This is a genomic window from Thermococcus profundus (genome assembly GCF_002214585.1).
Lineage (GTDB): Archaea > Methanobacteriota_B > Thermococci > Thermococcales > Thermococcaceae > Thermococcus > Thermococcus profundus.
Map to the genome: position 1 here is coordinate 1,616,218 of NZ_CP014862.1, position 24,195 is coordinate 1,640,412.

Annotated in this window: 25 protein-coding genes, 2 tRNA genes and 1 rRNA gene; 14 read left to right on the forward strand and 14 right to left on the reverse strand. The window is 54.1% G+C overall.

The annotated features are described in order from the left end of the window. Window positions 1-167 precede the first annotated feature (167 nt). Window positions 168-764, reverse strand: a complete 597-nt coding sequence (locus A3L09_RS08745) for a hypothetical protein (RefSeq protein ID WP_088858587.1) — start codon at window positions 762-764, stop codon at window positions 168-170. 59 nt (window positions 765-823) lie between these two features. Here A3L09_RS08745 and sfsA point away from each other — a divergent pair, with 59 nt between their 5' ends. After that, window positions 824-1,537, forward strand: coding sequence for a DNA/RNA nuclease SfsA (gene sfsA, locus A3L09_RS08750; RefSeq protein ID WP_088858588.1), 714 nt, complete (start codon window positions 824-826; stop codon window positions 1,535-1,537). A gap of 4 nt (window positions 1,538-1,541) precedes the next feature. Here sfsA and A3L09_RS08755 read toward each other — a convergent pair whose 3' ends face one another. Both A3L09_RS08755 and A3L09_RS08760 read right to left on the reverse strand, forming a co-directional pair. Beyond that, window positions 1,542-1,691 carry a DNA-directed RNA polymerase subunit P gene (locus tag A3L09_RS08755; protein WP_014788082.1) on the reverse strand — a complete coding sequence of 50 codons (150 nt, stop codon included), beginning with the start codon at window positions 1,689-1,691 and terminating at the stop codon, window positions 1,542-1,544. Between the two features lie 25 nt (window positions 1,692-1,716). Then, window positions 1,717-1,977: a 50S ribosomal protein L37ae gene (locus A3L09_RS08760; RefSeq protein ID WP_088858589.1), complete on the reverse strand. Its 261-nt coding sequence runs from the start codon at window positions 1,975-1,977 to the stop codon at window positions 1,717-1,719. Between the two features lie 134 nt (window positions 1,978-2,111). Here A3L09_RS08760 and A3L09_RS08765 point away from each other — a divergent pair, with 134 nt between their 5' ends. From A3L09_RS08765 to A3L09_RS08785, 5 genes are all read left to right on the forward strand, one after another. Continuing rightward, the gene (locus A3L09_RS08765) at window positions 2,112-2,315 is read left to right on the forward strand and encodes a MoaD/ThiS family protein (protein ID WP_088858590.1); all 204 of its coding nucleotides are present in this window, start codon (window positions 2,112-2,114) and stop codon (window positions 2,313-2,315) included. Window positions 2,316-2,397: 82 nt separating this feature from the next. Beyond that, window positions 2,398-2,613, forward strand: coding sequence for a hypothetical protein (locus A3L09_RS08770; RefSeq protein WP_088858591.1), 216 nt, complete (start codon window positions 2,398-2,400; stop codon window positions 2,611-2,613). 94 nt (window positions 2,614-2,707) lie between these two features. Beyond that, on the forward strand, window positions 2,708-3,535 hold the full coding sequence (locus A3L09_RS08775) for a translation initiation factor IF-2 subunit alpha (protein ID WP_088858592.1): 828 nt from the start codon (window positions 2,708-2,710) through the stop codon (window positions 3,533-3,535). Beyond that, on the forward strand, window positions 3,535-3,714 hold the full coding sequence (locus A3L09_RS08780) for an RNA-protein complex protein Nop10 (RefSeq protein WP_088858593.1): 180 nt from the start codon (window positions 3,535-3,537) through the stop codon (window positions 3,712-3,714). The genes A3L09_RS08775 and A3L09_RS08780 overlap by 1 nt, the downstream gene beginning before the upstream one ends. 1 nt (window position 3,715) lies before the next feature. Then, window positions 3,716-4,519, forward strand: coding sequence for a proteasome assembly chaperone family protein (locus A3L09_RS08785; RefSeq protein ID WP_088858594.1), 804 nt, complete (start codon window positions 3,716-3,718; stop codon window positions 4,517-4,519). A gap of 106 nt (window positions 4,520-4,625) precedes the next feature. Here the strand turns inward: A3L09_RS08785 and glmM are convergent, their stop codons facing one another. The 5 genes from glmM to A3L09_RS08810 all read right to left on the reverse strand — a co-directional run bounded on the left by glmM (window position 4,626) and on the right by A3L09_RS08810 (window position 10,338). Then, window positions 4,626-5,996 (reverse strand): phosphoglucosamine mutase, encoded by a 1,371-nt coding sequence (gene glmM / locus A3L09_RS08790; RefSeq protein WP_088858595.1) that lies wholly within the window; start codon window positions 5,994-5,996, stop codon window positions 4,626-4,628. A gap of 1 nt (window position 5,997) precedes the next feature. After that, window positions 5,998-7,392: a mannose-1-phosphate guanylyltransferase/mannose-6-phosphate isomerase gene (locus A3L09_RS08795; protein WP_088858596.1), complete on the reverse strand. Its 1,395-nt coding sequence runs from the start codon at window positions 7,390-7,392 to the stop codon at window positions 5,998-6,000. 77 nt (window positions 7,393-7,469) lie between these two features. Further along, window positions 7,470-8,831 carry an ADP-specific glucokinase gene (locus A3L09_RS08800; protein WP_088858597.1) on the reverse strand — a complete coding sequence of 454 codons (1,362 nt, stop codon included), beginning with the start codon at window positions 8,829-8,831 and terminating at the stop codon, window positions 7,470-7,472. Window positions 8,832-8,863: 32 nt separating this feature from the next. Continuing rightward, window positions 8,864-10,033 (reverse strand): 60S ribosomal export protein NMD3, encoded by a 1,170-nt coding sequence (locus tag A3L09_RS08805; RefSeq protein ID WP_088858598.1) that lies wholly within the window; start codon window positions 10,031-10,033, stop codon window positions 8,864-8,866. Window positions 10,034-10,038: 5 nt separating this feature from the next. Further along, the gene (locus A3L09_RS08810; protein ID WP_088858599.1) at window positions 10,039-10,338 is read right to left on the reverse strand and encodes a DUF424 domain-containing protein; all 300 of its coding nucleotides are present in this window, start codon (window positions 10,336-10,338) and stop codon (window positions 10,039-10,041) included. 114 nt (window positions 10,339-10,452) lie between these two features. Here A3L09_RS08810 and A3L09_RS08815 point away from each other — a divergent pair, with 114 nt between their 5' ends. Beyond that, entirely contained in the window at window positions 10,453-11,043 is a 591-nt protein-coding gene (locus A3L09_RS08815) for an ArsR/SmtB family transcription factor (RefSeq protein WP_088858600.1), read from the forward strand. A gap of 38 nt (window positions 11,044-11,081) precedes the next feature. Here the strand turns inward: A3L09_RS08815 and A3L09_RS08820 are convergent, their stop codons facing one another. Both A3L09_RS08820 and A3L09_RS08825 read right to left on the reverse strand, forming a co-directional pair. Further along, window positions 11,082-11,285: a 30S ribosomal protein S17e gene (locus A3L09_RS08820; RefSeq protein WP_088858601.1), complete on the reverse strand. Its 204-nt coding sequence runs from the start codon at window positions 11,283-11,285 to the stop codon at window positions 11,082-11,084. A gap of 54 nt (window positions 11,286-11,339) precedes the next feature. Continuing rightward, window positions 11,340-12,587: an amidohydrolase family protein gene (locus tag A3L09_RS08825; protein WP_088858602.1), complete on the reverse strand. Its 1,248-nt coding sequence runs from the start codon at window positions 12,585-12,587 to the stop codon at window positions 11,340-11,342. Between the two features lie 234 nt (window positions 12,588-12,821). Here A3L09_RS08825 and asnS point away from each other — a divergent pair, with 234 nt between their 5' ends. Continuing rightward, complete coding sequence (asnS, locus tag A3L09_RS08830; RefSeq protein WP_088858603.1) at window positions 12,822-14,117, forward strand: asparagine--tRNA ligase; 1,296 nt, start codon at window positions 12,822-12,824, stop codon at window positions 14,115-14,117. Between the two features lie 1,016 nt (window positions 14,118-15,133). Here the strand turns inward: asnS and A3L09_RS08835 are convergent. The 4 genes from A3L09_RS08835 to A3L09_RS08850 all read right to left on the reverse strand — a co-directional run bounded on the left by A3L09_RS08835 (window position 15,134) and on the right by A3L09_RS08850 (window position 16,769). Then, window positions 15,134-15,210, reverse strand: a tRNA-Arg gene (locus A3L09_RS08835). 631 nt (window positions 15,211-15,841) lie between these two features. Next, a tRNA-Asp gene (locus tag A3L09_RS08840) sits at window positions 15,842-15,919 on the reverse strand. Between the two features lie 10 nt (window positions 15,920-15,929). Further along, window positions 15,930-16,051: ribosomal RNA gene (gene rrf, locus A3L09_RS08845) — 5S ribosomal RNA — on the reverse strand. A 52-nt stretch (window positions 16,052-16,103) separates the two neighbouring features. After that, window positions 16,104-16,769: a DUF996 domain-containing protein gene (locus A3L09_RS08850; RefSeq protein WP_088858604.1), complete on the reverse strand. Its 666-nt coding sequence runs from the start codon at window positions 16,767-16,769 to the stop codon at window positions 16,104-16,106. A 170-nt stretch (window positions 16,770-16,939) separates the two neighbouring features. Between A3L09_RS08850 and A3L09_RS08855 the strand changes: the two genes are divergently transcribed. From A3L09_RS08855 to A3L09_RS08880, 6 genes are all read left to right on the forward strand, one after another. Further along, on the forward strand, window positions 16,940-17,728 hold the full coding sequence (locus tag A3L09_RS08855; protein ID WP_088858605.1) for a DUF63 family protein: 789 nt from the start codon (window positions 16,940-16,942) through the stop codon (window positions 17,726-17,728). Window positions 17,729-17,863: 135 nt separating this feature from the next. After that, a complete protein-coding gene (locus A3L09_RS08860) occupies window positions 17,864-18,952 on the forward strand; it encodes a CGP-CTERM sorting domain-containing protein (protein ID WP_088858606.1) in 1,089 nt (362 codons plus the stop codon). A 73-nt stretch (window positions 18,953-19,025) separates the two neighbouring features. Next, entirely contained in the window at window positions 19,026-20,474 is a 1,449-nt protein-coding gene (locus A3L09_RS08865; RefSeq protein WP_088858607.1) for an ABC transporter substrate-binding protein, read from the forward strand. 200 nt (window positions 20,475-20,674) lie between these two features. Further along, the gene (locus A3L09_RS08870; protein WP_088858608.1) at window positions 20,675-22,522 is read left to right on the forward strand and encodes an ABC transporter permease; all 1,848 of its coding nucleotides are present in this window, start codon (window positions 20,675-20,677) and stop codon (window positions 22,520-22,522) included. A gap of 10 nt (window positions 22,523-22,532) precedes the next feature. Beyond that, window positions 22,533-23,594, forward strand: coding sequence for an ABC transporter ATP-binding protein (locus A3L09_RS08875; protein WP_088858609.1), 1,062 nt, complete (start codon window positions 22,533-22,535; stop codon window positions 23,592-23,594). Between the two features lie 36 nt (window positions 23,595-23,630). Further along, window positions 23,631-24,194, forward strand: a complete 564-nt coding sequence (locus A3L09_RS08880) for a DUF447 domain-containing protein (RefSeq protein ID WP_232473518.1) — start codon at window positions 23,631-23,633, stop codon at window positions 24,192-24,194. Window position 24,195 lies beyond the last annotated feature (1 nt).

The window sequence follows — 24,195 nt, forward strand, 5'->3', positions numbered from 1 at the left end:
TTTAGGTGGGAGAGCAGTCCCTCAAGGGTTAGGCAGTCATCGCAGTTTCTCTGAAGTTATTGCCACAAGGACAGACGTAGTCATGTTCCCCAGTTGTGGAATTTCATGATTATCCTCCAACTGGATTATCCAGTACTGGACAAAAATTCGATGCTAATGTCATGAAATTAGGGATAAATCCTCACCCCCATCGCCCTCTCGCCGTTGTCGTAAATCTCCTTGATTTTGAAGAGGTATGCGGGCGTTCTCTTCCAGTCTCTCGGCTTCTCCGGCCGGTGAAATGTGTCGTGGACGGCGTTGGTGTACTCCCAGACTTCATCTCCTTCATGAACCTCAACCTCACAGCGAACTTCGTATGAGGTGCTCGGAGGAGTGAAGAAGAGCACCGTCGCTTCTTTGCTTCCTCCAGTGACGTTCGTCCATGTGTGCTTTTTGGCCAGCTCAAGGGACACCAGCTTGGTGAAGTCAATCTTTTCCCTCACGTAGATCTCGTTGAGAAGAAAGTTGAGGGCTTCTCTGGGGTTGTAAGGTCTTCTCAGCTCCTCGCGGAGCTTCTGGAGGGTTTCTTCCAGGTATTCCTCCTTGTGAATAAAGCCTATCCCCTTGATCGACCCGTTCGGCCCTGCTTTGCCACAGGTTATTATCGCCGGGTTGTGCCTCGTGAAGCCGAGCAGTATCGAGGGGTCAAACCTCCCCTCCGCCAGCTTCCTTATTCCAGCCACCCTCTCCTCAAAGGCGTATTTAATGAACTCCTCCGGTATCATCGAACCACCGTTTAAGTTTGCCCCTAAAATTAAAAACGTCTTTCGGTGCAGTAACACCTATGAAGAAACCCGTCCTGATGAAACTCGATGTTGTTCCATGCAAATTCATCGAGAGGCTCAACCGCTTCGTTGCCCTCGTTGAGGTAAACGGCGAAATCAGAAAGGCCCTTGTAACGAATACTGGCCGCCTTGAGGAGTTCATGGTTGAAGGAAGAAAGGCCTTCTGCACGCCTAAGAGCGGGGGGAAGACGGACTTCGTTTTGGTGGCCTTCGAGGATTTGGGGGATAAGGGAGCGATAATAGACACCAGAACGCAGGCTAAGGCCTTTGAGAGGGCCGTTGAACTCGGTCTGGTCCCCTGGTTGAAGGACTGCTCCATAAAAAGGAAGGAGATAACCGTTGGAAAATCCCGCCTGGATTATCTCTTCGAGTGCCCCGGCGGTGAATTCTACGCCGAGATGAAGAGCGCGGTTTTGCGGGGCGGTGAAAGGGGAGAGTATGCGATGTACCCCGACTGCCCGAGCGTGAGGGGGCAGAAGCACATACGGGAGCTGATAGAGCTTTCCAGTTCTGGAAAGAGGGCGATGATTTTCTTCATAGGTGCGATGCCCAGCGTTGAGAAGTTCAAACCCTACGAGAAGGGCGACCCGGAGATAGCGAGGCTCCTGAAAGAGGCCAAGAAAGCAGGGGTAGAGGTCTACGCGCTGAGCATTGCGCTGTTGCCCAGCGGAGAAATAACCCTGGAGAGTCCAGAATTGGAAATTGAGGTTTAGGCAGTCAGATGGCCTTGACGCGCCTGGCCACGCGGGGCCTGGGCTTGTAGAGTATCTTGCTGCCGCAGTAGGGGCAGCGGACTTCCCTTGTGTTCTCGAGGTCGAGCTCGACCTCCCTTCCGCACTTTGCGCAGCGGTAAACGGCCATAACCATAGCTACCACCCGAAGATAAAAGGGATCAGGCCTTGGAGGCCGTAACGCGCTTGGCGACCTTTCCAGCAGGGGTGGTCGGCAGGTAGGCGCCTCCGGCGAAGGTAGCGCCGCACTTCTGGCACTGCCATATTCCAGTGCTTATCCTCCTAACGGCCTTCCTTCCGCAGACCGGGCAGACGTGCTTCTGCTTCATTTTGGCCTCAACGGCCGCGACCCTTCTCCTTATCTTGAGACCGTACCTGGGACCAAACCTTCCAGCTGAACCGACCTTGACAGTCCTTCCCATGATCATCACCTCTAACCATCAACCGCTTTTCACGACTGTTGGGTTTTTCAGGGGACGTTTTATAAACCTTTGCATGATCGGAAGAGCCCATTGGGTTTATAAGACCGGAACCCCAGATTGGGGCGGTGGTGGGAATGATAAGGGTGAAGGTTCTCGGAAGGGGCATTGAGAGGGAAATAGAGTGGAGAAAGGGGCTCCTAGTAAAGGATGTCCTGCGCGAGGTCGGCTTCAACACGGAGAGCGCGATAGCGAGGGTGAACGGAAGGGTCGCATTGGAAGATGAACCAGTAAAGGACGGGGATTCCGTGGAGGTAATTCCCGTGGTCTCGGGGGGATGATTTCGACTATCGCCGATTTCATTATTGGCATTAAGCGAAAACTTTTTAAGTTTCCAGCGCGCTATAACTTCCGGTGAACAGCATGGAGTCGGGAATAAAATTGTTAAAACGCAGGCTTGACGTTGTGAAGAAGCAGAAGGAGTACCTCATTCTCGAGGAAGCAAAACTCGTGAGGATGGCCCGTCAGAGGGAGAAGGTAGCCCACAAGCTTGAGAGGGTCAAGAAGGAGAAGTTCCGCGTTCTGGCGGAGGAGGCAAAGCTCCTGAGGGTCATCAAGCAGAGCGCAAGGCCGGCCTGATTCTTCCCAATTTTCGGATTTTCCGGTTACACTCCACAACTTTAAAAAGGCTTTTCTCGTAGGTTTAGCGGGATAAAGATAAGAGGTGATTCTCATGCCAAGGAAGGCCAGAGAGTATCCCGAAGAGGGGGAGTTCGTCGTTGCCACCGTTAAGAACATTCACCCTTACGGTGCTTTCCTCAAACTCGACGAGTACCCGGGTAAGGAGGGCTTCATGCACATAAGTGAGGTGGCCCCGACCTGGGTGAAGAACATCAGAGACTTCATCAAGGAAGGTCAGAAAATAGTCGCCAAGGTCATCCGCGTTGACCCCAGCAAGGGGCACATTGATTTGAGCCTCAAGAGGGTGAACCAGCAGCAGAGGAAGGCCAAGCTCCAGGAGTACAAGAGGGCGCAGAAGGCCGAGAACCTGCTCAAGATGGCGGCGGAGAAGCTTGGGAAGGACTTCGATACTGCCTGGAGAGAAGTTTGGGTTCCCCTTGAAGAGGAGTACGGGGAAGTGTATGCCGCCTTTGAGGACGCCGCCCAGAACGGGATTGAAGTCCTAAAGGACATAATAAGCGACGAGTGGATTGAAGCCCTCAGGCCGATAATAGAGGCGTACGTCGAGATCCCAACGGTTACGATAGATGCGGAGTTCGAGATAACCGTTCCGAAGCCGAACGGGATAGAGATAATCAGGGAGGCCCTGATAAGGGCCAGGGACAGGGCCAACGAAGACAAAGAAGTGAAGGTCAAGTTCTCATACCAGGGCGCCCCGAGGTACAGGATAGACATCACGGCGCCAGACTACTACAAGGCCGAGGAGGTTCTTGAGGACATAGCGGAGGAGATCCTCAGGGTCATCAAGGAAGCCGGGGGAGAGGCGACGCTGATAAGGAAGGAGAAGCGCATTAAGAAGGTCAAGAAGAGGGGTTCCTGATGCACTTCAGGATAAGGAAGTGCCCAAACTGCGGCAGGTACACACTCAAGGAGGTCTGCCCTGTCTGCGGGGCTAAAACCAAGGTAGCCCACCCGCCGCGCTTCTCACCGGAGGATCCCTACGGGGAGTACCGCAGAAGGCTGAAGCGCGAGCAGATGGGCATAGCGAGGGGGGAGTGAGATGAAGGAGTCGTTCGTGTACATGCTCGAGAGGCCAAAGCTTAGGGATCCCGTCTTCATCGAGGGGCTCCCTGGAATAGGTCTCGTCGGAAAGCTCGCCGCGGATCACCTTATACAGGAGCTCAACGCGGTCAAGTTCGCCGAGCTCTACTCACCGCACTTCATGCACCAGGTTCTCATCAAGAAGGGCTCGATAGTAGAGCTGATGAAGAACGAGTTCTACTACTGGAAGAATCCGGACGAAGAAGGAAGGGACGTCATCATAATCACCGGCGACCAGCAGGTTCCGCCAACCGACAGCCCCGGCCACTACGAGGTCGTTGGGAAGATGCTGGACTTCGTCAGCGAGCTGGGGGTCAGGGAGATAATCACCATGGGCGGCTATCAGGTGCCGGAGCTCCAGGGTGAGCCGAGGGTTCTCGCAGCCGTAACCCACGAGGAGCTCGTTGAGTACTACAGGAAGAAGCTTGAGGACTGCAAAGTCGAAGTTGTCTGGAGAGAGGATGAAGGAGGGGCAATAGTCGGCGCCGCCGGCCTGCTCCTCGGCATCGGCAAGCTCCGCTCAATGTACGGCATAAGCCTCCTGGGGGAGAGCCTCGGATACATAGTCGATCCGAAAGCCGCTAAGGCCGTCCTTTCTGCCGTAACGAAGATCCTCGGAATACAGGTGGACATGTCGGCCCTCGACGAGAGGGCCAAGGAGACCGAGGAGATCCTCAAGAAGGTCCAGGAGATGCAGAGGGCGATGCTGGAGCAGGGCATGCCCCAGTCAACGCAGGAGGAAGAGGACAGGGGCTACCTTTGAACCTCCTTTCATAACTTTCCTCGCAGTTTCAATACCCTGACTGAGAACTACAGCCCGAAAGTCCCTAGAACATAGAAAGGTTAAACAGCCAAAAAAAATGGAAAACTCAATCCTTAATTGCCTCCTCCAGAAGCCTAATCCCGATCTCAAGGTACTCCTCAGCTTTCTCCTCGCTCTTCGCCTCACTGAAGACCCTGATTATCGGCTCGGTCCCGCTAGCCCTCACGAGCACCCAGCCGTCCTCGAAGAGTATCTTCGCCCCGTCGGTGGTGTCTATCTTGTAGCCCCTATTCTCTGCTAGCTGAGCCACCTTGGCGACGATTGCTTTTCTGTCGCCTTCAACGTGCCTCTTCGTCTTGAACTGATAGTACTTCGGAAGTTCGTCTATAAGCTCGCTGAACTTCTTTCCGCTCTTCGCGAATATCTCAACTATCTTCGCCGTCGTCATCGCCCCATCCCTGCCGAGCACGAAGTCCGGGAAGATAACGCCGCCGTTCTCCTCGCCGCCGATGGTGCCGTTGTTCTCTAGGAGAGCCCTGGCAACTATGAGGTCTCCAACCTTAGTTCTCATGATCTTTGCACCGTTCCTCTTGGCTATATCGTCGAGCAGGTTCGAGGTCGCTATTGTCGTAACCAAAAGCCCTCCACCTTTCTCCCTCAGCACGGCATCCGCAACGAGGGCGAACGTCTTATCGCCCTGGATGAAGCGGCCGTTCTCGTCGATGAAGACGGCCCTATCGGCGTCTCCGTCCTGGGCAACGCCGAAGTCGGCTCCGAGGGCCTTAACTATCTCCTTGAACTCCCTCAGATTCTCCTCGTTTGGCTCCGGGTTTCTAGCTGGAAAGTGGCCGTCCGGGTGAGCGTTTACCGAAACGACCTTGCATCCAAGTTCCCTCAGGAGGTAGGGCAGAGTAAGAGAACCGGCACCGTTCGAGGTGTCCACGACAACGAATGGTTTCCTCTTCTTTATCGCCTCAACGTTAACCCTGTTTTTTATCGCCTCGATGTAGAGCTTCACTATGTCCTCATTCCTCAACTCACCTATCTCGTCCCACTTTGCCCTGTAGAAGTCCTCATTGAAAAACAGCTCCTCAACGATTGCTTCCCTCTCCTTCTTCAGCCCCATGCCGTTCGGTTCAAGGAGCTTTATGCCGTTGTATTCCGGTGGGTTGTGAGAGGCAGTTATAACGGCTCCACCATCAGCGTTGAAGTGGTCGGTCGCCCACTGGATCGCCGGGGTTGGGGCTATTCCAACGTCTATGACGTCGCAGCCAGTGCTCAAAAGCCCGCTTATGAGGGCATCCTTCAGCATCTCGCCGCTCACCCTCGTATCTCTGCCGACAACGACGAGCGGTCTCTCCCTGCCTTCCCTCTTTAGGAGCGTCCCAAAGGCCATGCCGATTTTAAGGGCGAACTCGGGCGTTATCCTCTCGTTCGCTATCCCCCTAACGCCGAAGGTTCCAAAGAGCTTTCCCATTTTACTCCCTCCCAAAATCATCTTCAAAACGGACTATGTCGTCTTCACCCAAATACTCACCTATCTGAGTCTCGATGACCTCAAGGACAACCTTCCCGGGGTTCTCAAGGCGGTGAATGACTCCAGCGGGGATGAAGGTGCTCTCCCCGGGGCGGAGGAGTATCTCCTCGTCTCCAACGACTACCTTCGCGGTTCCCCTCACAACGACCCAGTGCTCGCTCCTGTGGTAGTGCATCTGGAGCGAGAGCTTTTTACCCGGAAGGACGGTCAGGCGCTTTATCTTGTAGCGGTCGTTTTCTTCAAGCACTGTGTAGCTCCCCCAGGGCCGGTAGGCAGTCCTGTGAACTATCGCCCTCTCATCGTTCCTCTCCTTGAGCCTCTTATAAACCTCCTTAACCCTCTGCCCCTCCCCACGGTGGGCTATAAGGAGGGCATCGTCGGTGTCGATTACGATGAGGTCTTCAACGCCAACGGTGGCGGTAAGCCTCTCGGCCATGATGAGGTTGTTCCTCGAGTTTATGCCGATGTGGTATGCCCTCTTCCCGCCGATCCTTACCGCGTTCCCGTTCTCGTCCTTCTCGAGGACTTCGTAGATCGCGTCGAAGCTTCCGAGGTCGTTCCAGTAGACGTTGAGGGGAACGACCGCGGCCTTGTCGGTCTTCTCCATGACGCCGTAGTCGATGCTTATGTCAGGGGCCAGCTCGTAGGCCTTCTCTATGTTTTCCTCCTCGAAGGCCCGGAGAACATCTGGAGCATGTCTGGCCACTTCCTCAAGGAAAACCTCCGTATCGAGCATGAACATGCCGCTGTTCCAGTAGTAGCCTTCTTCAACGTAGCGTTTGGCCGTCTCCAGGTCGGGCTTCTCCTTGAACTCCGCGACGCGGTATCCCAGGAGGGCATCCCCTTCTCTGAGGGCTTCACCGGGCTTTATGTAGCCGTAGCCGGTGTGAGGCCTGGTCGGCTTTATTCCAAACGTTACGAGATGGTCTCTGGCGAGCCTCTCCGCATTTTTGAACGCCTTCTCGTAGGCTTCTCCAGCATCTATCAGATGGTCGCTCGGAAGGACGGCGACCACGGAATCTCCGAAGGCGTCCTCAATGCGCCTTATCCCCCAGTATATTGCCGGGAGGGTGTTCCTCCCCCTCGGTTCGAGAAGGATATTTCCCTCGGGGAGTTCCAGGCCGAGTTCGTGGAGGTCATCTAGAACCCTGAACTTGTACTTCTTATTCGTCACGACGAAGATTTCATCAGGCTTCGAGAACTTAAGAGCCCTCTCAACGGTCTTCTGGAACAGGCTTCTATCATCGAGGAAGCGGACGAACTGCTTGGGCATCAGCTCCCTGCTGAGCGGCCAGAGCCTCGTTCCCTTCCCACCGGCGAGAATGAGCGTCTTCATGGGGATCACCTTCGTATCCTCTGCCACTACTTTGCCATCTCTGTTTTTAACTTTGGCGAAAATTGTGTAAAAGGAAGTCAGCGGAGAGCAAACTCGCCCACAAAGGCTGAGCTCGATATGGTGTCACCGATTCCGACGGTGCTCTTGGGTTTTGCGACGATCTTCGTCGGAATGAAGGAAAGCTGGTAGCTGTTTACTTCCGCTATGCCATCCTTCATGCTGTACTCCTTCGTTAGGGCTCCCTCAACGCCCCTTGCCTTCTCGTTTATGGGTACGTCCATGGCCTTCACAACGTCGTCTATGTTCCTGACATCCCCGAGTTTTGCCTTTGCCGCCGCAGCTAAGGCAGCGAAGAGGAGCGCGTCCCTTACAAATTCGCCTCTGTAATCGGTCAGAGTCAGGTAATAGCCGTAGGTGTGGAAGTGTATCCTCCTGACTCCCGTCTTCTCGGCGAGCTTGAGCATGGCCTCTGTGACGGCTATGGGATCAACGGGATCGTGAGCGAGGAGTTTTTCAGCTATGGCCTTCTCACCCATCACCTCCATTATCGAGGCCAGCTCGACCTCGTTTAAGCCGACGCTCCAGAACTTTCCGAGGATTCCAAGGATCTCCTTCCTCACGGTCTCGTCGGGAGTGAAGGCGAACTCCAGGTGGGCGGGGATGCCTCTCTCCTCAAGGAGGTCAAGGTGTGCCTTTATCGTCTCGAAGGGCTCGCGGTAGTTCTCTTCCGTCAGTGATTGGAGTCCGCTTATTATTGCCAGCTCAGCCTTCTGGGCTATCTCCCCAAAATTCTCCTCAAACTCAGGCCTTATGACGAGGTTCGGGTTGTAGTCGTCTGCCGCTCCGATGAAGCGGTTCTCCCTCGGGGCCTCAAAGTCGAGAACGCTGAAGCCGCGAGGGAACTCGTAGATGTAGTGGATGCAGTTTTCCTCGCCGGCCTCGAATTCTTTTGGATGAACCAGCTTAATCCCCTCATTCCCGGCTTTGGGCACGTAGATGGGGCCATCCTTAAAAAGTCCTGCCTGAAGCCGCGACAGCTGAGGAACGTGGGCTATGACAGGAACGCCGTACACTCCACCTAGGAGGTTCGCCATTATCCCAACCTGGCCGCCCATCCTGAGCTCGTCCCAGCCCCAGCGCCTCATGTAGAAGCGAACCGAACAGCTCTCCACGAAGAGCTCGGCGGCTTTTCCCCTCCTGACGCTCCAGAGTATTGATCCTAAAAGCTGCGGAACGCTCTCTATTCTCTTAGGAAGCTCCTCGGAATAGGGGAGAACCTTATCCCTTCCGGCCGCTTCAATCCTCTCCTCAAGGTCTTCCCCCTTGAGGTACCTTATAGCATCGATGTTGGTGTTGTATGCGAGCAGAACCTTACCAACCCCACCGATGCTGTTACGAACCCCCTCGAAAGCAGAAGCGTAGAGCCCGTCCCATCCCATATGTATCACCGAGAGTGAAAAAGAGGTGAAAGTTAATAAGACTTGCGCTTCAGGAAGTACCTCCTGCCCTTCACCCCCACCATCTCGTATACCTCGCCTTCTCTGACCTCGAAATCCGGCTTTTCGAGCTCGTAGGTCTCGTAGGTTTTCATGTCCATCATTTGAACCTCGTCTTTTCCAATGCTGGTCACCATGGCCTCGCTCCTCTCGGCATCGACTACCTCAACGCCCTCCCTCTTCAGGCTCTTCCAGTTCCGGTGCTCCCCCTCACCCGTTTTCAGATCCCTGAGGGTCATGCCCCTGCCGTCGACGCGCTCCACCTCGTAGACGTTGCCGTTCCTGTCGGTCACGATGTCGCCCTTCCTGAATCTCGGTATCCTTACGCTGACGCTCGTGCGGTAGACCTCTCTGCTCGTCTGCCTGTCCACCCCAACGAGCTCGTAGGCCTCGCTGATAGTCCCCCCAAACCGCTCCTTTATGGCCTGGGCGAGCTTTCTCGCTGCCGAGGTGGACCCCATGTAGAAGTCCAAACCTTCCTCCTTCTCTATCGTGTCCTGTATGAAGCCCATCCTGTCCTTCCGCATTATTTCGTCGACCTTCTCACCGACGAGGTTCTCGATCCTCTTCCTCTCGCCCTCATCGAGGGGTCTGCCGTCGGCGCGAACCTGGAGTATGGCCTCAAAGTAGCCGCCAAGGAACTTCTGACAGCGGGGGCAGACGGTCTGGCGGACGTAGACCGTAACGTACTTCCTCTCGTCGTGTAGTTCGACCTGGAGTTCGTGGATCCTGGCCTTAACGCGGACCTCGTAGGTGATTATCGCCGGGAAGTACTCTATGTGCCAGTCAACGGGCTGAAAAGCCACCAGAGCCTTACCCACCGGCAGTTCTTCCACTTCCTCCAGCTCATCCATTGGAACCACTTCAAAGATCTTCACCCTCTCGTCAAGGGACTTGGAGAGGGCCTCCAGCAGTGCGTTGTCGGCAACTTCGAATATCAGCTCCTCAAGCTCGTAGCTTTTCGGATCCACCCAGACGCCGTTCCGTTTGTAGCTCCCGCAGTTCTGGCAGAGTTCGGTGTTTACCTCATCATCAATCAGGAGAACTGGATTCTCTTTTCTGAAGCAGACCTGACACAGGCCGTCTATCAGTGGTCCGCCTTCCTCCTCGCTTATTCCACAGCGGTAGCAGAACCTCTCGCCCATACCCATCACCACATTATCCTCGCCATCTGGGCGTGGGGAACGCCCTCAACCCGCAAAATCCGTTTCTCATCCACGTAGCCCAGCTCAACGGCCTTGGAGACGCACCTCTCTCCGGTGAGGTTGGCTATCGTGGCCTCGCTCAGCAACCCCTCCAGGGCATCTTCCTCAACGAGGTCGCCTTTGTAAAAGCGCTCCTTCACCTCCAGCTTGAGCTCTCCCTCCCGGAAGGTCTTACCCAACAGCTCCTCGTCACAGGCGGCAACGACGACCTCCCCCTGAACCCGGTAGACCTTGACGTAGATCATGATCCTCACTCCCCTGAGAGGAGTGGGTGGAACGTTTATAAACCTGAGTCCAGACCAAAAAACTTAAAGGCATTTTTTCTTACATTAGGTTAGTAAGGTGGGGGAGGTGAGATCATGGAATCAGACATGGGAAGGCTCCTCGACATACTCGGCAACGAGACGCGGAGGAGGATACTCATCCTTCTCACCAGGAGGCCGTACTACGTGAGCGAACTGAGCCAGGAGCTAGGGGTAGGGCAGAAGGCCGTCCTCGAACACCTGAAAATCCTGAAGAGCGCGGGTCTCGTGGAGGAGAGAACCGAGAAGATACCCCGCGGCAGGCCCAGGAAGTACTACACCATAAGGCGGGGCTTCAGGCTGGAGGTAATGCTCACGCCCTACGTCTTCGGAACGGAACTTTACGAGCCCAGGAAAATAAGGGCGGGGGAAGTTTACTCCGAGGCGAGGGAGCTTATAAAGTCCACCGAGCCAGCGGAGGAAAAGGTTAGAGAGCTCGTTGAGTTCCTTGGGCAGATCGAGGAGAGGCTGAGGGAGATGCTCGAAGCCAAGAGGGAGCTTGAGGAGGTCAGGCTGATGGTGGAGACCTACATAGAGAACCTCCTCCGGAGGGTGGCACAGGAAAACGAGGAGCTCTTCGACGAGATAATGCGTGAGGTAAGCCCGAAACTCCCGAGGAGGATGATCAAAAGCCTCAACGACTTTTAGGAACCAAAAAGAGGCAAAAATTGAAGGGAAGGGCTAATTCAGAGGATCTTGCCCTCTTCCTTCATCCTGACGAGCCTCGTTATGTAGCCGGCGATCCTGTTCCTGATGGTCTTGCTGGTGACGTTGGTGAGCTCCTCGACCTTCTTCTTGTTGTGCTCGAAGTCCCTGGTGAACTGGTCAGGGTACCTGTCAAACAGCTCGCGTGCGGTTCTCTTGATGAAAGTCTGCTTAATGTTCCCCATATCGATCCCTCCAGTTAGCCTGAACCAAGCCATAGCCAAATCTCAAGGGGCATTTTAAAACTTTTCCATGAGGCCCGACCAGTCCAGGCCGAGCTTCACGAAGATGCCATTCCTGTAAACGATCTCACCCCCAACGACGACCATCTCAACGTCGCTCCCCCTGGCGGAGTGAACCAGGTGAGAGTAAGGATCCTTCCCCGGAAGGAACTGGGGCTTCTTAGCATTTATCAGGACCAGGTCGGCGAGATAACCCGATTTTATCAGTCCGGCCTTTATTCCCAGTGCCTTAGCCCCTCCGACGGTGGCCCACCTGAAGATGTCCCTCGAACCGATAGGCTCCGCCCCACCTTTCAGAAAGCTCCCCACCAAGGAGGCGGCCCTCATCTCAAGGAACATGTCCATTATACCAACGGGGTTGGGGGAATCGTTGGCTAGGGCCACGTTTCCGCCGGCGGAGACAAACGGCTCAAGATCCACAGTTCTTCCCTCAAGCCGTACGTTGCTGGTCGGGCAGTGAACCAGAGTGGCCCCGCTCATTCCGTACTCCCTCAGCTCTTCCCCTTGAAGGTAGACGCCGTGAACTCCGACCAACCTTCCGCCGAGGGCGCCGCTCCTTTTGAGATACTCAACGGGACCAAAGCCGTAGCGCTTCCTCAGACTTCTCACTTCTTCCCTGCTCTGGGCAACGTGAATATGGATCAGCGCGTTCTTATCCCTCGAAAACTCGGCTATTTCCTCCATCAGCTCAAAAGAAACCGTGTTCGTTGCGTGTGGGGCGAGGGTAGGAGTCACCAGTTCGCTCCTGCCATCCCACCGCTCGAAGAACCTAAATCCCTCCCCAGGCTCGGCCAGCGGGAAATCGACCAGATCCATTACCGTCTGCCCCACGAAGGCCCTTATCCCAACCCTTTCAGCGGCCTTAGCTATCCCGTCAGCGAAGAAATAGTGGTCGTTTATAACGGTGGAGCCGTTTGATAGGGCCTCCGCAGTTCCCAGAAGGGCCCATCTGCCAACCTCTTCGGCGGTCCATTCCCTTTCCATCGGCCATATTATCTCCTCCAGCCACTTCTCCGTTGGGAGGTCGTCGCCAAGCCCCCTAAACTTTGCCATTGCCACGTGAGTGTGAGCGTTCACGAGCCCGGGGATGACGAGGTATCCATCTCCCCCGTAGATCCTATCAACTCCGAGAGATCGAAGTTCGTCCGCGGACAGAACGGCAGAGATCGTCTTCCCATCGACCAGAACCGCATGGTTTCTAAGAACCTTCTCAGCGTCTACAACGGTACCCACTAGGGCGAACATTCCAATCCCCTTTGAACATCTGTCGGAACCATACTTAAATTTTCTGCCGAAATGACATGAGAGCGCCCAAAGGGTTTAAATTGGAGAAATTCAAGGGAGGAGTATGCCGCCGATACTCAGGGTATCAAAGGGAGTAATGGCCCTAGAGATCTGGATGAATTGACGCTTTTCTGTCCAGTTTGGATAATCGCTACCGTTATAAACTCCCCCTCAAAGCCTCTGGAGGTGGTAAAGGTGATTGATAAGGTTTATTGCGCTGACGTTAAGCCCGATATGGAAGGAAAGAGGGTTAAGCTGGCTGGATGGGTTTACAGGAAGAGGGAAGTCGGAAAGAAGGTCTTCATCGTCCTCCGCGATTCAAGCGGAATCGTCCAGACGATATTCAAGAAGGAGCTGAGTGAAAAAGCATACGAAGAGGCGAAGAAGGTCGGGATAGAATCCAGCGTCATAATCGAGGGAACGGTCAGGGCAGATCCACGTGCGCCGACTGGGGTCGAGGTTCAGGCCGATAAGATTCAGATAATCCAGAACGTAGACTTCTTCCCGATAACAAAGGACGCCAGTGAGGAGTTCCTCCTCGATGTGAGGCACCTCCACCTGCACTCCCCAAAGGTCGCGGCGATAATGAAGGTAAAAGGTACGCTCATGCAGGCAGCAAGGGAATGGCTCCTCCAGGATGGCTGGTACGAGGTCTTCCCGCCGATCCTCGTCACAGGAGCCGTTGAGGGAGGAGCGACGCTCTTCAAGCTCAAGTACTTTGACAAGACTGCCTACCTCAGCCAGTCGGCCCAGCTCTACCTTGAGGCGGCTATCTTCGGCCTTGAGAAGGTCTGGTCGCTTACGCCAAGCTTCAGGGCCGAGAAGAGCAGGACGAGGAGACACCTCACCGAGTTCTGGCACCTCGAGCTCGAGGCCGCGTGGATGGACCTCTGGGACATCATGAAGGTCGAAGAGGAGCTTGTGAGCTACATGGTGCAGAGGGCGCTTGAGCTGAGGAAGAACGAGATTGAACTCTACCGCAAGGATGATATCAAGACGCTAAAGAACGCGGTTCCGCCCTTCCCAAGGATAAGCTACGACGAGGCTATAGACATACTCCAGAGCAAGGGCGTAGATATCGAGTGGGGCGAGGACATGGGGGCAGACGAGGAGAGAATCCTCACCCAGGAGTTTGAGGCCCCGTTCTTCGTCTACGGCTATCCGAAGGGCATCAAGGCCTTCTACATGAAGGAAGACCCAGAGGACCCGAGGAAGGTCTTAGCGGCCGACATGCTCGCACCGGAAGGATACGGCGAGGTTATAGGCGGCTCCCAGCGTGAGGACAACTACGACAAGCTCGTGGAAAGGATAATCGAGGAAGGGATGGATCCGAAGAACTACGAGTGGTACCTCGACCTCAGGAAGTACGGCAGCGTTCCGCACAGCGGCTTCGGTCTCGGCCTTGAAAGGCTCGTCGCCTGGGTGCTCAAGCTCGACCACGTCCGCTGGGCCACCCTCTTCCCGAGGACGCCGAGCAGGCTCTATCCGTAGCAACCTTTGCCTGCGCAAAGGTTGATCAAAGTTCGTGGCTCTCCACGTATTTTTCATTCTTAAAATCGTGATTCTATGCGGAGAGCTAATTATATGCCTGGAGCTCCTTGTGACTATTGCATGGGTGGTTTTTCTTTTGACGCCCTTCGGGCGTCAGACATGATGTAAACCCTCTAATAATGCAAGTTAGCAAAGATCCAGACGCTATATACGCTAAGCTTGTTATCAATCACTTTACACGGCAAATTAAAGAAGAGAGCCACAACTTTAACAATCACATTGTAGGGATTTCATTGGATAAAATCTTCACTAAAGAAACTTTGTCCGTGAAGTTTAATTAGAAGATACCTTCTCGTAAGAGTGCTGGATACATAGTGTGCACTTTTTGGTTATTAACAGGAGGTTTAACTCTAAAAGCAGGCTTTGGGGAGGTTTTCTTTTTTGTTCTGGCATCCGTAGGACGCCTCGTTGGGAGCAAGCACTCATGAAACTGACTTTTTAAGAGTAAACCTCATGAGAATTAGTATTTTCAAAAAAGCATACTGTTTTCCGCCAGCGCTTGCGCAAGCAAGCTGTTCGGGGTGTGAGGACGTTAGCCCCCCTGTAGTTTAAGAAAAGACGGGGTTGTGGGGCGAAGCCCCACTCCGGGGGTTTGAGAGTACAGGAAGCTTTTGGAAAAAGCTTCACCAAAAGTTTGTGGTTCTTGAAGTGTTCTGCCTCTCTTGGTGGATTTTCAGTATAAAGGCGCTCTTTTAGAGGGGAATTCATTATTCATATCTGGTTCTTATTTGCGAGTTTAATTTTTAGATAGACGCCCAAAGGGCGTCAAGATGTGAGAAACTCCTTTTAAAAAAGCTGGCACTCGTGGGATTCCATCTTAGGAGAGCTTTTTAGAATAAAAATCAATGTAAAAGGGCAATTTTAGAAGGAACCACGAACCTTGATCAAACTCAACGGGACTATCGTCCCGTGCGTTGAAGCTTCGCTTCAACGTCGCGCAGGCGAAGTTTGTTTTCTGGCGGGCCCGGCGGGATTCGAACCCGCGACCTCCGGCTTAGAAGGCCGGCGCCCTATCCTGCTAGGCTACGGGCCCATGCAGTTCTGGATATGGGGGCGGTTTTATAAGCTTTATCCTAAGTGTCCCCCACGGGGATAATGTGGTAATCCTTTGGGATACTTAAGTAAGGTTTGTGGCTCCCGCTAAAAGTACCCTTTTCAAAGGATTTTCTTTAGAAACTTGTCTTCTTGCCGTGAATTCCAAATTTTAACGGGTTTTCTTTTTGTGAGTTTGCTTTGTAATCGGCGCCCTTTGGGCGTCAAAGCGAGAGAAACTCTTTTTAAGTAAGCAAGAATTACAAGAATTCACTGCTTAATCGCCCCTTGTACAAGTGAAAATCCCTGTAGAATGGCAATTTTAGAAGGAACCACGAGCTTTGATCAAACTTTTGCTTGGCAAACAAACTTTGCATTGCAAAGTTCGATCAAAAAAATGCCCTCCCCGCAAAATGCTAATCATTACACTGTGCACTCTTTTTGTGCCCTTAGCAAAGGTTTAACTTTAAGAGCAGGTTTTTAAGACGTTTGCTTCTTGTTCTGGCGTCCTTTGGACGCCTTGTGAAGAGCAAACGCTCCTAAAATAGCCTTTTAAGAGTAACTCCCTTGAAAATCCGCGTTTTCAGAAAAATACGCTATTTCCGCCAGCTCTTTCGTCAGAAAGGGCTGTATGGCGCCCGGGCCGGGATTTGAACCCGGGTCACGGGAGTGACAGTCCCGTATGATGGGCCGGGCTACACCACCCGGGCGCGTGATAGTGGCCGGCGGCGTCCCCGGTTTCCCGCCCCCTCCCGGAGGGCAGTACACCCGGGATCGCTGGCGGGCTTAACTTCCGGGGTCGAAACGAGACCGGGTGTAACCCCGCCGCCCTGACCGCCGTACCGGTACTGACCTCCCGAGATGACTTTATAAACTTTACGGTGGGGGAGGAGTTCACCAGACGAAGTCATCCACCGGGACATCTGGCTGAGGGGACTTCTTGGCGATCCTCTTGGGGAGGTTTGAGAAAGCTATTATCTGGTAGATGTCCGATACGAGGAGCAGTATGACGCCGACCAGTATTATGATGGTCAGAACGCCCCACCACAGGAACTTTGCAGTCTCTTTAAACTCCTTGACCCCAGTTATCTCGTACATCGCTTCCCAAGCCTTCTTCTGGTAGTACGCCCCCAGTATTATTCCCGCTATCACGGCGATTCCACCGAGGACGATGGCGGCGATCGCAGATGCGGATGGGCCCTCGTCGTTCCCCTCAATGATATCAACGGTGGAACCCGGTTCAAACGTGAACTCGCTGGAAGTGTGCGATTCGGTACCGTTGACCATTACGACCGCTATTATGAGTATCACCGCTATTATTGCCGCCGCCAGCACTACGATAAAGCCTTTGAGGTAGTTCTTGAAGGGCCTCTCGTCCCCCATTTTGCTACCTATGCCGTGGAGCGCTATCAGAACCAGGACGAGACCCAGGAGCGCTATAATGCTCCCCACATAGGGAATGGCCCCCATAAGACCCAGTATTGATCCTACCAATCCAAGGGTTCTCTCACTGCTTATGTCGATGGACTCCTCCGGTGATGAGACAGAGTACGGCTCCATTGGATACCACCGTAGGAGATAAGAACTTCAACCTTAAAAGTATTGCTAAAACTGCCGTCAGTTTTGTGGTATCGGGAGGACTGACCAACTGAGTTCAGGAGGACATCAGAAAAACCTCAAGCCGGCTCAAAGTTTATTAATCTGGGAGATTAATCTGGGCGGGTGATAAAATGCTGGAGTCAGTATGGCACTTCCTCAACGAATACTTCATCGAACCGATGTACACGAGGAGCGGCTACAACGCGATAAACACTTTCGTCTACGCCCTCCTCTTTGGACTTGGAGTCATATATTCATACAGGTATATAATCAAACCCCTGAGGATCAAAGTTGATGAGAGGCTCTTCTGGGCGGTAACCCCAATGGTGGTCTTCGGGTCAACCGTAAGGGCGCTGGTCGATGGGGGAGTTCTGGAGCCCAACCCCTGGATTCTAACCCCCGGGATATTCTTCACGGCCTTCATCCTCATAGTCCCGGCCCTGATAGCAGACGCCAAGCTGAAGACCTACCCCAAGATCACGATAGCCTGGGGCACGGTACTGGCCCTCTGGGCGAACTACCTCCTCTTCGCCAACGCAAAGGACTGGAGGGCATACGAGCTGACGATGCTTCACACCCTTGCGTCTTGGGCCGTGGTTCTGGCATACTACAAGTGGAGGCCCTTCGACAAGCTCTACCTCTACGCGGTTCTCGCCCACATGTACGACATGGGCTCAACCGTCGTCGGAATACACTACTACGGCTACAGAGAGGTCCACTGGATCGAACACCACCTAGTCCAGTGGTTCGGCCCCTACTTCTACTATCCCTGGATAACCGTGATCCTCATAGCGGTTTACTACGGCCTCAAATACCTCGTCCCAGACGAGGAGGAGAGACGCTTCTGGTACCTGGCGATCTACATACTCGGCCTCGGCCCCGCCGTGAGGGACCCTGCCCAAATGGTGCTCCAGCTCTGATTTTTTTCATTTTTATCCACCGTTTCTGGAGTTTTACAGGGCATTAAAGGAACGACCGACTTGTAGGGGTTCAAAAGACCTGCAGGACACAGTTAAAGTTATAACCCCCTTTTCCATAAATGCGCTGGTGATACCATGAGGAAGGCTGCAATAATATTGGCGGCTGTTGTCCTGTTGTCTGTTTTTGGTGTTTTTGCGGCACCTGGAGTCAGCGCGGCTGAGAATTCAGAGAAGGTCGTTATAGCAGTTGACCTCGCCCACGGAGAGAACCCGAAGGGCCTGAATGACGTGACCTACAAGAACCAGACCCTAACAGAGGGAATGCTCAAGACCCTGACGGACTACACGTTCGTCTACTTCGGCGACGCCAAGTACGAAGACGAGCTCGGCATTAAGAAGATCGGCGACAAGATAACCTACGACGCCCTCGCAAACAACAACGTCAAGATACTCATCATAGGCCAGCCATCAAGCCCGCTCTACCCGGAGGAGGCCGAGGCCGTCAAGAAGTGGCTTGAGGAGGGTGGCCACATCCTTTGGATAGCCGGTGACTCCGACTATGGAAACGGTGCGAAGACCCAGCAGTTCGTTAACAGCTTCCTCGACCAGCTCGGACTCACCAACCTCAGGCTCGACCTTGCCTCAGTTGAGGACGCCATGAGCAACGCTGGAGGCAAGCCCTACCGTGTTGTGGCTTATGCCGACCCGGATAAGGACACTCCGAAGAGGGACACTCTCGTTCAGGGCTTCGAGCACGGCGGTGCCGTTCTCGTCCACGGCCCGGGCGTTGTCGCATGGATCGACAACCCAGACGGAAGCGGCGACTGGCACGCTCTCAGCGGTGACTCAAAGCCGAAGAAGGCCTACATCCTCATCCACAGCAACAGCAGCTCGGACATAGTTGAGAACAACGACCCGGCCGCGAACGCTTACACCGCTGGTGACAAGGGTGAGTTCCCGATCGCCGCCGCTCAGATCATCGAGCTTAAGGACAAGGACCCGAGCGTTGTTATTGTCAGCGGTGAGACCCCAATAGGCGGCTACGAGCCAATGTGGAGCAGTGTTTATTACAAGAAGCCGCTCGACGGCCCCAAGGTTGTATCAAACATCTTCAAGTGGAGCACCGAAGTTGCCAAGAAGAGCAGCTCCGGATCAGGCATCTGCGGTCCAGCGGCCATCATAGGCCTGGCGGTAGTACCGCTCCTCCTCAGGAGAAGGAAGTGAACCTTCTTTACTTCTTTTTTATCCACCGACAGCCTTTTATTTGGTCCGTTAAAATTCCAAGGGGGATGGTACCATGAAACGCTCTATTGGCGCCCTGTTGATAATCCTCCTAGGTTTAAGCGTAGTTGCCAGCGGGTGCATAAGCGGAGGCGGAAGCTCAGGAAGTTCTGGAGGCGGGATAACCCTCACAATAGTGACCAGACACGACGCAACTATACAGTACAAGGTCAAGCAACTCTTCCTCAAGAGCGATATAGCGAAGCAGTACAACATTAAAGACCTCAAGTTCATAGGCGTTCCGGAATCCCTCTGGCCGAACTTCGTAAAGAAAGGCGCCGATGTCGGCTGGGGTGGGGGTCCGACCCTCTTCGACGACATGTACAGGATGGGCTACCTCTCACCGATAACCGACCAGAGGATACTCGACCTCATCGGCAAGCAGATCCCCGAGGATCTCGCAGGGATGCCTATGGTAAGAAAGAACGGAAGCCAGGTCTACTGGGTAGCGGCGGCGCTCTCGTCCTTTGGTTTCACCGTGAACAAGCAGGTTCTTCAGAAGCAGGGTCTCCCGTTCCCGGAGAAGTGGGAGGACATAGCCTCACCCGACTGGGCCAGGGATCCGCAGATGTACGGTATAGCGGACCCGACCAGGAGCACCTCCAACACGAGGATATACCAGATCATCCTCCAGGCCTTCGGATGGGATGAAGGATGGAGGATGATGACGCTCATCGCGGCGAACTCCAAGATCTACGAAGCCAGCGACGCCGTCAGGGACTCCGTAATCAACGGAGAGATAGCGGCCGGAAACACCATCGACTTCTACGGCTACACGGCCATGAAGCAGAACCCCAACTGCGTCTACGTCATCCCGGCTGGAGAGAGCATCATAAACGGCGACCCGATAGCCCTCCTCAAGAACGCCAAGCACCCTGAGGCGGCGCAGGCGTTTATCTACTGGGTCCTAACCGAAGGACAGGCCGTCTGGATGAGCCCAGACATCAACAGGCTTCCAATCAACGCCGAGGTCTTCAACAGGACCATCACCAACGACGAGGCCAGCGTTCTCTTCAATGGCCAGCACGCTGGAGAGACCTACGCCCAGGCCGCTCCCGCCCTCTACAAGGCTTACCAGCTCTCAATATCAAGCAAGGGCATACCGTTTGACGACGCCAGAGCCCTCAAGACTGTCAACTCACTCCAGTACTACTTCAAGGCGACCCTCGTCGACGATAGTGGTCCTCTCCACCAGGCCTGGATGGCGATAGTCAAGGCTTACAGGGACGGGAAGATCACGGAGGAGCAGTTCAACCAGCTCAAGGACGAGCTCACCGCCCCGATAGAGTTCAAGGATCCAGAAACCGGGCAGACGGTCACCTTCACCGAGGAGTACGCGGCTAAGATCAACGACAAGATCGCCAACGATGCCGGCTTCCAGAGCCAGATAATGGACGAATGGCGCAGTGCCGCTCAGGAGAAGTACAACAAAGTGCTCGATGATCTCCACAAGATAACCGGTTGATCTCCCTTTCCCTTTTCATTTCAGGGACTATTTTGGAGCTCATTTTTGTCCATTCAACTGAACTAAATTGACATGAATTTGACTAAGCGCGGCCCCTTGGCCGATGGGTATTTTAGAGCCCATACCCAGAAACATTTAAAACATGCTTATAGACCCCGATTTTGTTGGAGAACATGGCGTCAGAATGAGGTGATCGTCCGATGAAAGTCAACAAATGGAGCGAGAGACTGTTTGGAACCCCCCTGCCCGATGGTGTTGTCATAACGTCGTTTCTCTTCCCACTGCTGTACATCGTGGGATTCCTCATAATCCCGGTCTTTGTAATGCTAGCGACGGCGTTCGAGTACAACGGTCATATCTCCGCCCACTGGTTCACAAGCATCTTTAGTTCAGCATACTACTTCAACCCCCTCCATCCCGACGGATACCTTGTAAAGACGATAACCTACGGCGGAAGGGAAGTATACTACCTCTACGGCTGGGACTTCGGTGTCGTCATCAACTCAGTGCTGGTTTCCATAGCCGTTATGATTCTGACCACGATCCTCGGAACTGTCTTCGCGTTCATCATGGCCCGCTACGACTTCCCTGGCAAGAACATCATGAGGATACTGCTCTTCATTCCCCTCCTCGTCACGCCCTTCGTTAACGTCGTTGTCGTTAAGAAGATGTTCCTCCCCGATGGGATCATAAACTGGATACTCCACGAGCACCTCCACCTCCTCCCGAAGCCCATCTGGATCGATGGTCTCATCGGTGTCATCGTTGCCCAGACGATAACCTACTATCCAATCGTCTACCTCAACGCCTACGCGAGCTTTATCAACATCGATCCCTCCCTCGAGGAGCAGGCGGAGAACCTCGGGAGCAAGGGCGTCCACCTCTTCAGGACTGTCACCTTCCCGCTCGCCCTCCCCGGAATAATGAGCGGCGCGATACTCGTTGGAATATTCAGCCTCGAAGACCTCGCGGCTCCGATAGTCTTTCAGGGAAGCCCAATAGCCAAGAAGCTCATGTCCTACCAGATCTACAGCTCGTTTGTTTCAGGATTCGCCGTGGGCAACCCGCAGATGGCAGCTCTGGCCCTAGTCATGCTGACGCTGGCCATAATAATGTTCCTCGCCGTCAGGTGGTACGTTGGCCTAAGGCAGTACGCCATGCTCAGCAAGGGCGGAAGGTGGAACCCAAGGGTGGCGAAGCCCAAGTGGTGGCAGGCGCTCCTCATAGCCTTCGTTGCCGTTCCAGTGCTCCTCATAACGGTGTTCCCCCAGATAGGTGTCCTCCTACTGGCGTTCTCCAAGAGCTGGTACGGAACCTGGCCAACAGGGTTCACACTCGACAACATGAAGGCAATAATCACACAGCCGGACATAGAGAGGGTCATCATAAACAGCCTCACGTATTCGACCGTTGCTGTCCTCATCATAATCCTCCTCTCCCTAACCTCAGCCTACGCATCCAACAGGTTCAAGAAGGCCAAGCTTGCCCCGGTTATTGACAGCCTTGCCACCATACCCATAGCGGTTCCTGGTATCGTCATAGCCATGAGCTATTTCTTCTTCTTCTCGACGGTGCCGCCGTTCAAGGGAAGCACACTCGACCCAACCAACCTGCTGGAGTTCTTCCCGGGAGCGGCGCTGATACTGGCATACTCGATCAGGCGTCTGCCCTTCGCGGCGCGTTCGATCTCAGCGGGACTTCAGCAGGTCCACGTCTCCCTTGAGGAGGCCTCCATGAACCTCGGCGCCGGAAGGTGGAAGGCCCTCACGAGCGTCATAATCCCAATGATATATCTCAACCTCTTCGGCGGCGCAATGCTGAGCTTCGTCTACTGTATGAGCGAGACCAGCGTCGGCATCACCCTCGGTTCGATAAACTCGACCTGGTACCCGATAACGGCGAAGATGAAGGAGCTCATCATAGGCGCCGTTGGAAGCGCGAACCTTGCCGCCGCCCTCGGTGTCTTCCTGATGGCCGTCCAGATAACGGCCATAGTCGTAGCCAACCTGATAACCAAGCAGAGGTACTCCTTCATAGGTCTCACCTGAGGTGATGATAATGGTCGATGTCAAGCTTGAAAACGTAGTTAAGGAGTTCGATGGCGTTCAGGCCGTTAAGGGGATAAACCTCCACATAAAGCACGGCGAGCTGTTCACCCTCCTCGGGCCGAGCGGCTGTGGAAAGACCACGACGCTTAGAATGATAGCTGGCCTGGACTACCCCACGAGCGGAAAGATCTACTTCGACGACCAGGAGGTAACCTATCTCCCCTCCTACGAGCGCGGCGCCGTTCTCGTTTTCCAGAACTACGCCCTCTGGCCCCACATGACGGTCTTTGACAACGTCGCCTACGGCCTAAAGCTCAAAAAGCTCCCCAAGGAGGAGATAAGGAAGAAGGTAGAGTGGGCCCTCGAACTGGTCAAGCTCAAGGGCTTCGAAGACCGCTATCCCACACAGCTCTCAGGTGGGCAGCAGCAGCGTGTCGCGATAGCGAGGGCTTTGGTGGTAGAGCCGAAGGTTCTCCTCCTCGATGAGCCCCTAAGCAACCTCGACGCAAAGCTGAGACTTGAGATGCGTTCCGAGATAAGGAGGATTCAGCGCGAGCTGGGAATAACCGTCATCTACGTTACCCACGATCAGGAGGAGGCCATGGCAATAAGCGACAGGATAGCTGTCATGAACGTCGGAACCGTCGAGCAGGTGGGAACGCCGAGGGACATCTACGAGAGGCCAAAGAGCGAGTTCGTTGCCAGCTTCATGGGTAAGACCAACGTCATCCGCGCAAAAGTCGTAGAGAGGGATGGGAACAAGGTAACAGCCGAATTCGAAGGGCTCCGCCTCGATGGCCTCCACTACGAGGGCGATAAAGATGACGTCGTGCTCGTCATAAGGCCCGAGAGGATAAAGCTCCACCCCGTTGAGAACGCCGTTTCCATCGAGGGCACCGTTGACCTCGTTGAGTACTACGGCTTCTTCACCGAGGTCGTGGGACTCTTTGGGGATACCAGGATAATCGCGAGGACGATAAGCGACAGGGAAGTCCAGGGGCTCCGCCCGACCCAGCCGGTCACGTTCTACATCGACCGCGAGGACATAATAGTCCTGCCCAAGCAACTCTGAACTTTGCCCCTTCTATTTTTGATTTGGGTGGTTCCAATGCTGGAATTGCTTAAGGAGGGCCAGGTTTACGAGCTTCTGCTGGTCTCAAAGTCCAATGTCACCCCCGTTGGAGTCGTGAGGAAGGGGGAAACACTTCACTTCAAGCTCTTCCCAGGTAAGAGTTTCAAAGACCTCCTCGAAAACAACAGAACAGCCATCCAAATTACTTGGGACGCCGAACTTCTTGTGAGAACTGCCCTCAACCTCAGCGTCAGCATCTCCTTTGAATCCAGCGGAGGGCATCGGTGGATATCCAGTCTTCCAGGCTGGCTTGGAAAAGTCGAGTGCAGAAGAGAGGTCTGGAAGGATGAGATAGGGACTGCAGAAGTCCTCAGATGCGAGTTCTTCCCAGAAAGGAGGCTTCCTGGGGAATTAACACGGGTGCCCTTCAGCAGGGCGGACTGCGTTCTCGTGGAGATGGCAGTTCTATTCACGAGGTACATAGTTAGACCTTCACCCGAGCAGAGGAATAAAATCCTCGACCTGTACAGCCTATACCGGCACCTAGGCGGAACCTCCGACACCGCAGAATACATTGTCGGACACCTTAAAGGAGCTTGAA

Excerpts from the sequence above, each read along its gene's own strand:
- A3L09_RS08745 (WP_088858587.1), bottom strand. The coding sequence starts at position 764 with ATGATACCGGAGGAGTTCATTAAATACGCCTTTGAGGAGAGGGTGGCT.
- sfsA (WP_088858588.1), top strand. The coding sequence starts at position 824 with ATGAAGAAACCCGTCCTGATGAAACTCGATGTTGTTCCATGCAAATTC.
- A3L09_RS08755 (WP_014788082.1), bottom strand. The coding sequence starts at position 1,691 with ATGGTTATGGCCGTTTACCGCTGCGCAAAGTGCGGAAGGGAGGTCGAG.
- A3L09_RS08760 (WP_088858589.1), bottom strand. The coding sequence starts at position 1,977 with ATGGGAAGGACTGTCAAGGTCGGTTCAGCTGGAAGGTTTGGTCCCAGG.
- A3L09_RS08765 (WP_088858590.1), top strand. The coding sequence starts at position 2,112 with ATGATAAGGGTGAAGGTTCTCGGAAGGGGCATTGAGAGGGAAATAGAG.
- A3L09_RS08770 (WP_088858591.1), top strand. The coding sequence starts at position 2,398 with ATGGAGTCGGGAATAAAATTGTTAAAACGCAGGCTTGACGTTGTGAAG.
- A3L09_RS08775 (WP_088858592.1), top strand. The coding sequence starts at position 2,708 with ATGCCAAGGAAGGCCAGAGAGTATCCCGAAGAGGGGGAGTTCGTCGTT.
- A3L09_RS08780 (WP_088858593.1), top strand. The coding sequence starts at position 3,535 with ATGCACTTCAGGATAAGGAAGTGCCCAAACTGCGGCAGGTACACACTC.
- A3L09_RS08785 (WP_088858594.1), top strand. The coding sequence starts at position 3,716 with ATGAAGGAGTCGTTCGTGTACATGCTCGAGAGGCCAAAGCTTAGGGAT.
- glmM (WP_088858595.1), bottom strand. The coding sequence starts at position 5,996 with ATGGGAAAGCTCTTTGGAACCTTCGGCGTTAGGGGGATAGCGAACGAG.
- A3L09_RS08795 (WP_088858596.1), bottom strand. The coding sequence starts at position 7,392 with ATGAAGACGCTCATTCTCGCCGGTGGGAAGGGAACGAGGCTCTGGCCG.
- A3L09_RS08800 (WP_088858597.1), bottom strand. The coding sequence starts at position 8,831 with ATGGGATGGGACGGGCTCTACGCTTCTGCTTTCGAGGGGGTTCGTAAC.
- A3L09_RS08805 (WP_088858598.1), bottom strand. The coding sequence starts at position 10,033 with ATGGGCGAGAGGTTCTGCTACCGCTGTGGAATAAGCGAGGAGGAAGGC.
- A3L09_RS08810 (WP_088858599.1), bottom strand. The coding sequence starts at position 10,338 with ATGATCTACGTCAAGGTCTACCGGGTTCAGGGGGAGGTCGTCGTTGCC.
- A3L09_RS08815 (WP_088858600.1), top strand. The coding sequence starts at position 10,453 with ATGGAATCAGACATGGGAAGGCTCCTCGACATACTCGGCAACGAGACG.
- A3L09_RS08820 (WP_088858601.1), bottom strand. The coding sequence starts at position 11,285 with ATGGGGAACATTAAGCAGACTTTCATCAAGAGAACCGCACGCGAGCTG.
- A3L09_RS08825 (WP_088858602.1), bottom strand. The coding sequence starts at position 12,587 with ATGTTCGCCCTAGTGGGTACCGTTGTAGACGCTGAGAAGGTTCTTAGA.
- A3L09_RS08850 (WP_088858604.1), bottom strand. The coding sequence starts at position 16,769 with ATGGAGCCGTACTCTGTCTCATCACCGGAGGAGTCCATCGACATAAGC.
- A3L09_RS08855 (WP_088858605.1), top strand. The coding sequence starts at position 16,940 with ATGCTGGAGTCAGTATGGCACTTCCTCAACGAATACTTCATCGAACCG.
- A3L09_RS08860 (WP_088858606.1), top strand. The coding sequence starts at position 17,864 with ATGAGGAAGGCTGCAATAATATTGGCGGCTGTTGTCCTGTTGTCTGTT.
- A3L09_RS08865 (WP_088858607.1), top strand. The coding sequence starts at position 19,026 with ATGAAACGCTCTATTGGCGCCCTGTTGATAATCCTCCTAGGTTTAAGC.
- A3L09_RS08870 (WP_088858608.1), top strand. The coding sequence starts at position 20,675 with ATGAAAGTCAACAAATGGAGCGAGAGACTGTTTGGAACCCCCCTGCCC.
- A3L09_RS08875 (WP_088858609.1), top strand. The coding sequence starts at position 22,533 with ATGGTCGATGTCAAGCTTGAAAACGTAGTTAAGGAGTTCGATGGCGTT.
- A3L09_RS08880 (WP_232473518.1), top strand. The coding sequence starts at position 23,631 with ATGCTGGAATTGCTTAAGGAGGGCCAGGTTTACGAGCTTCTGCTGGTC.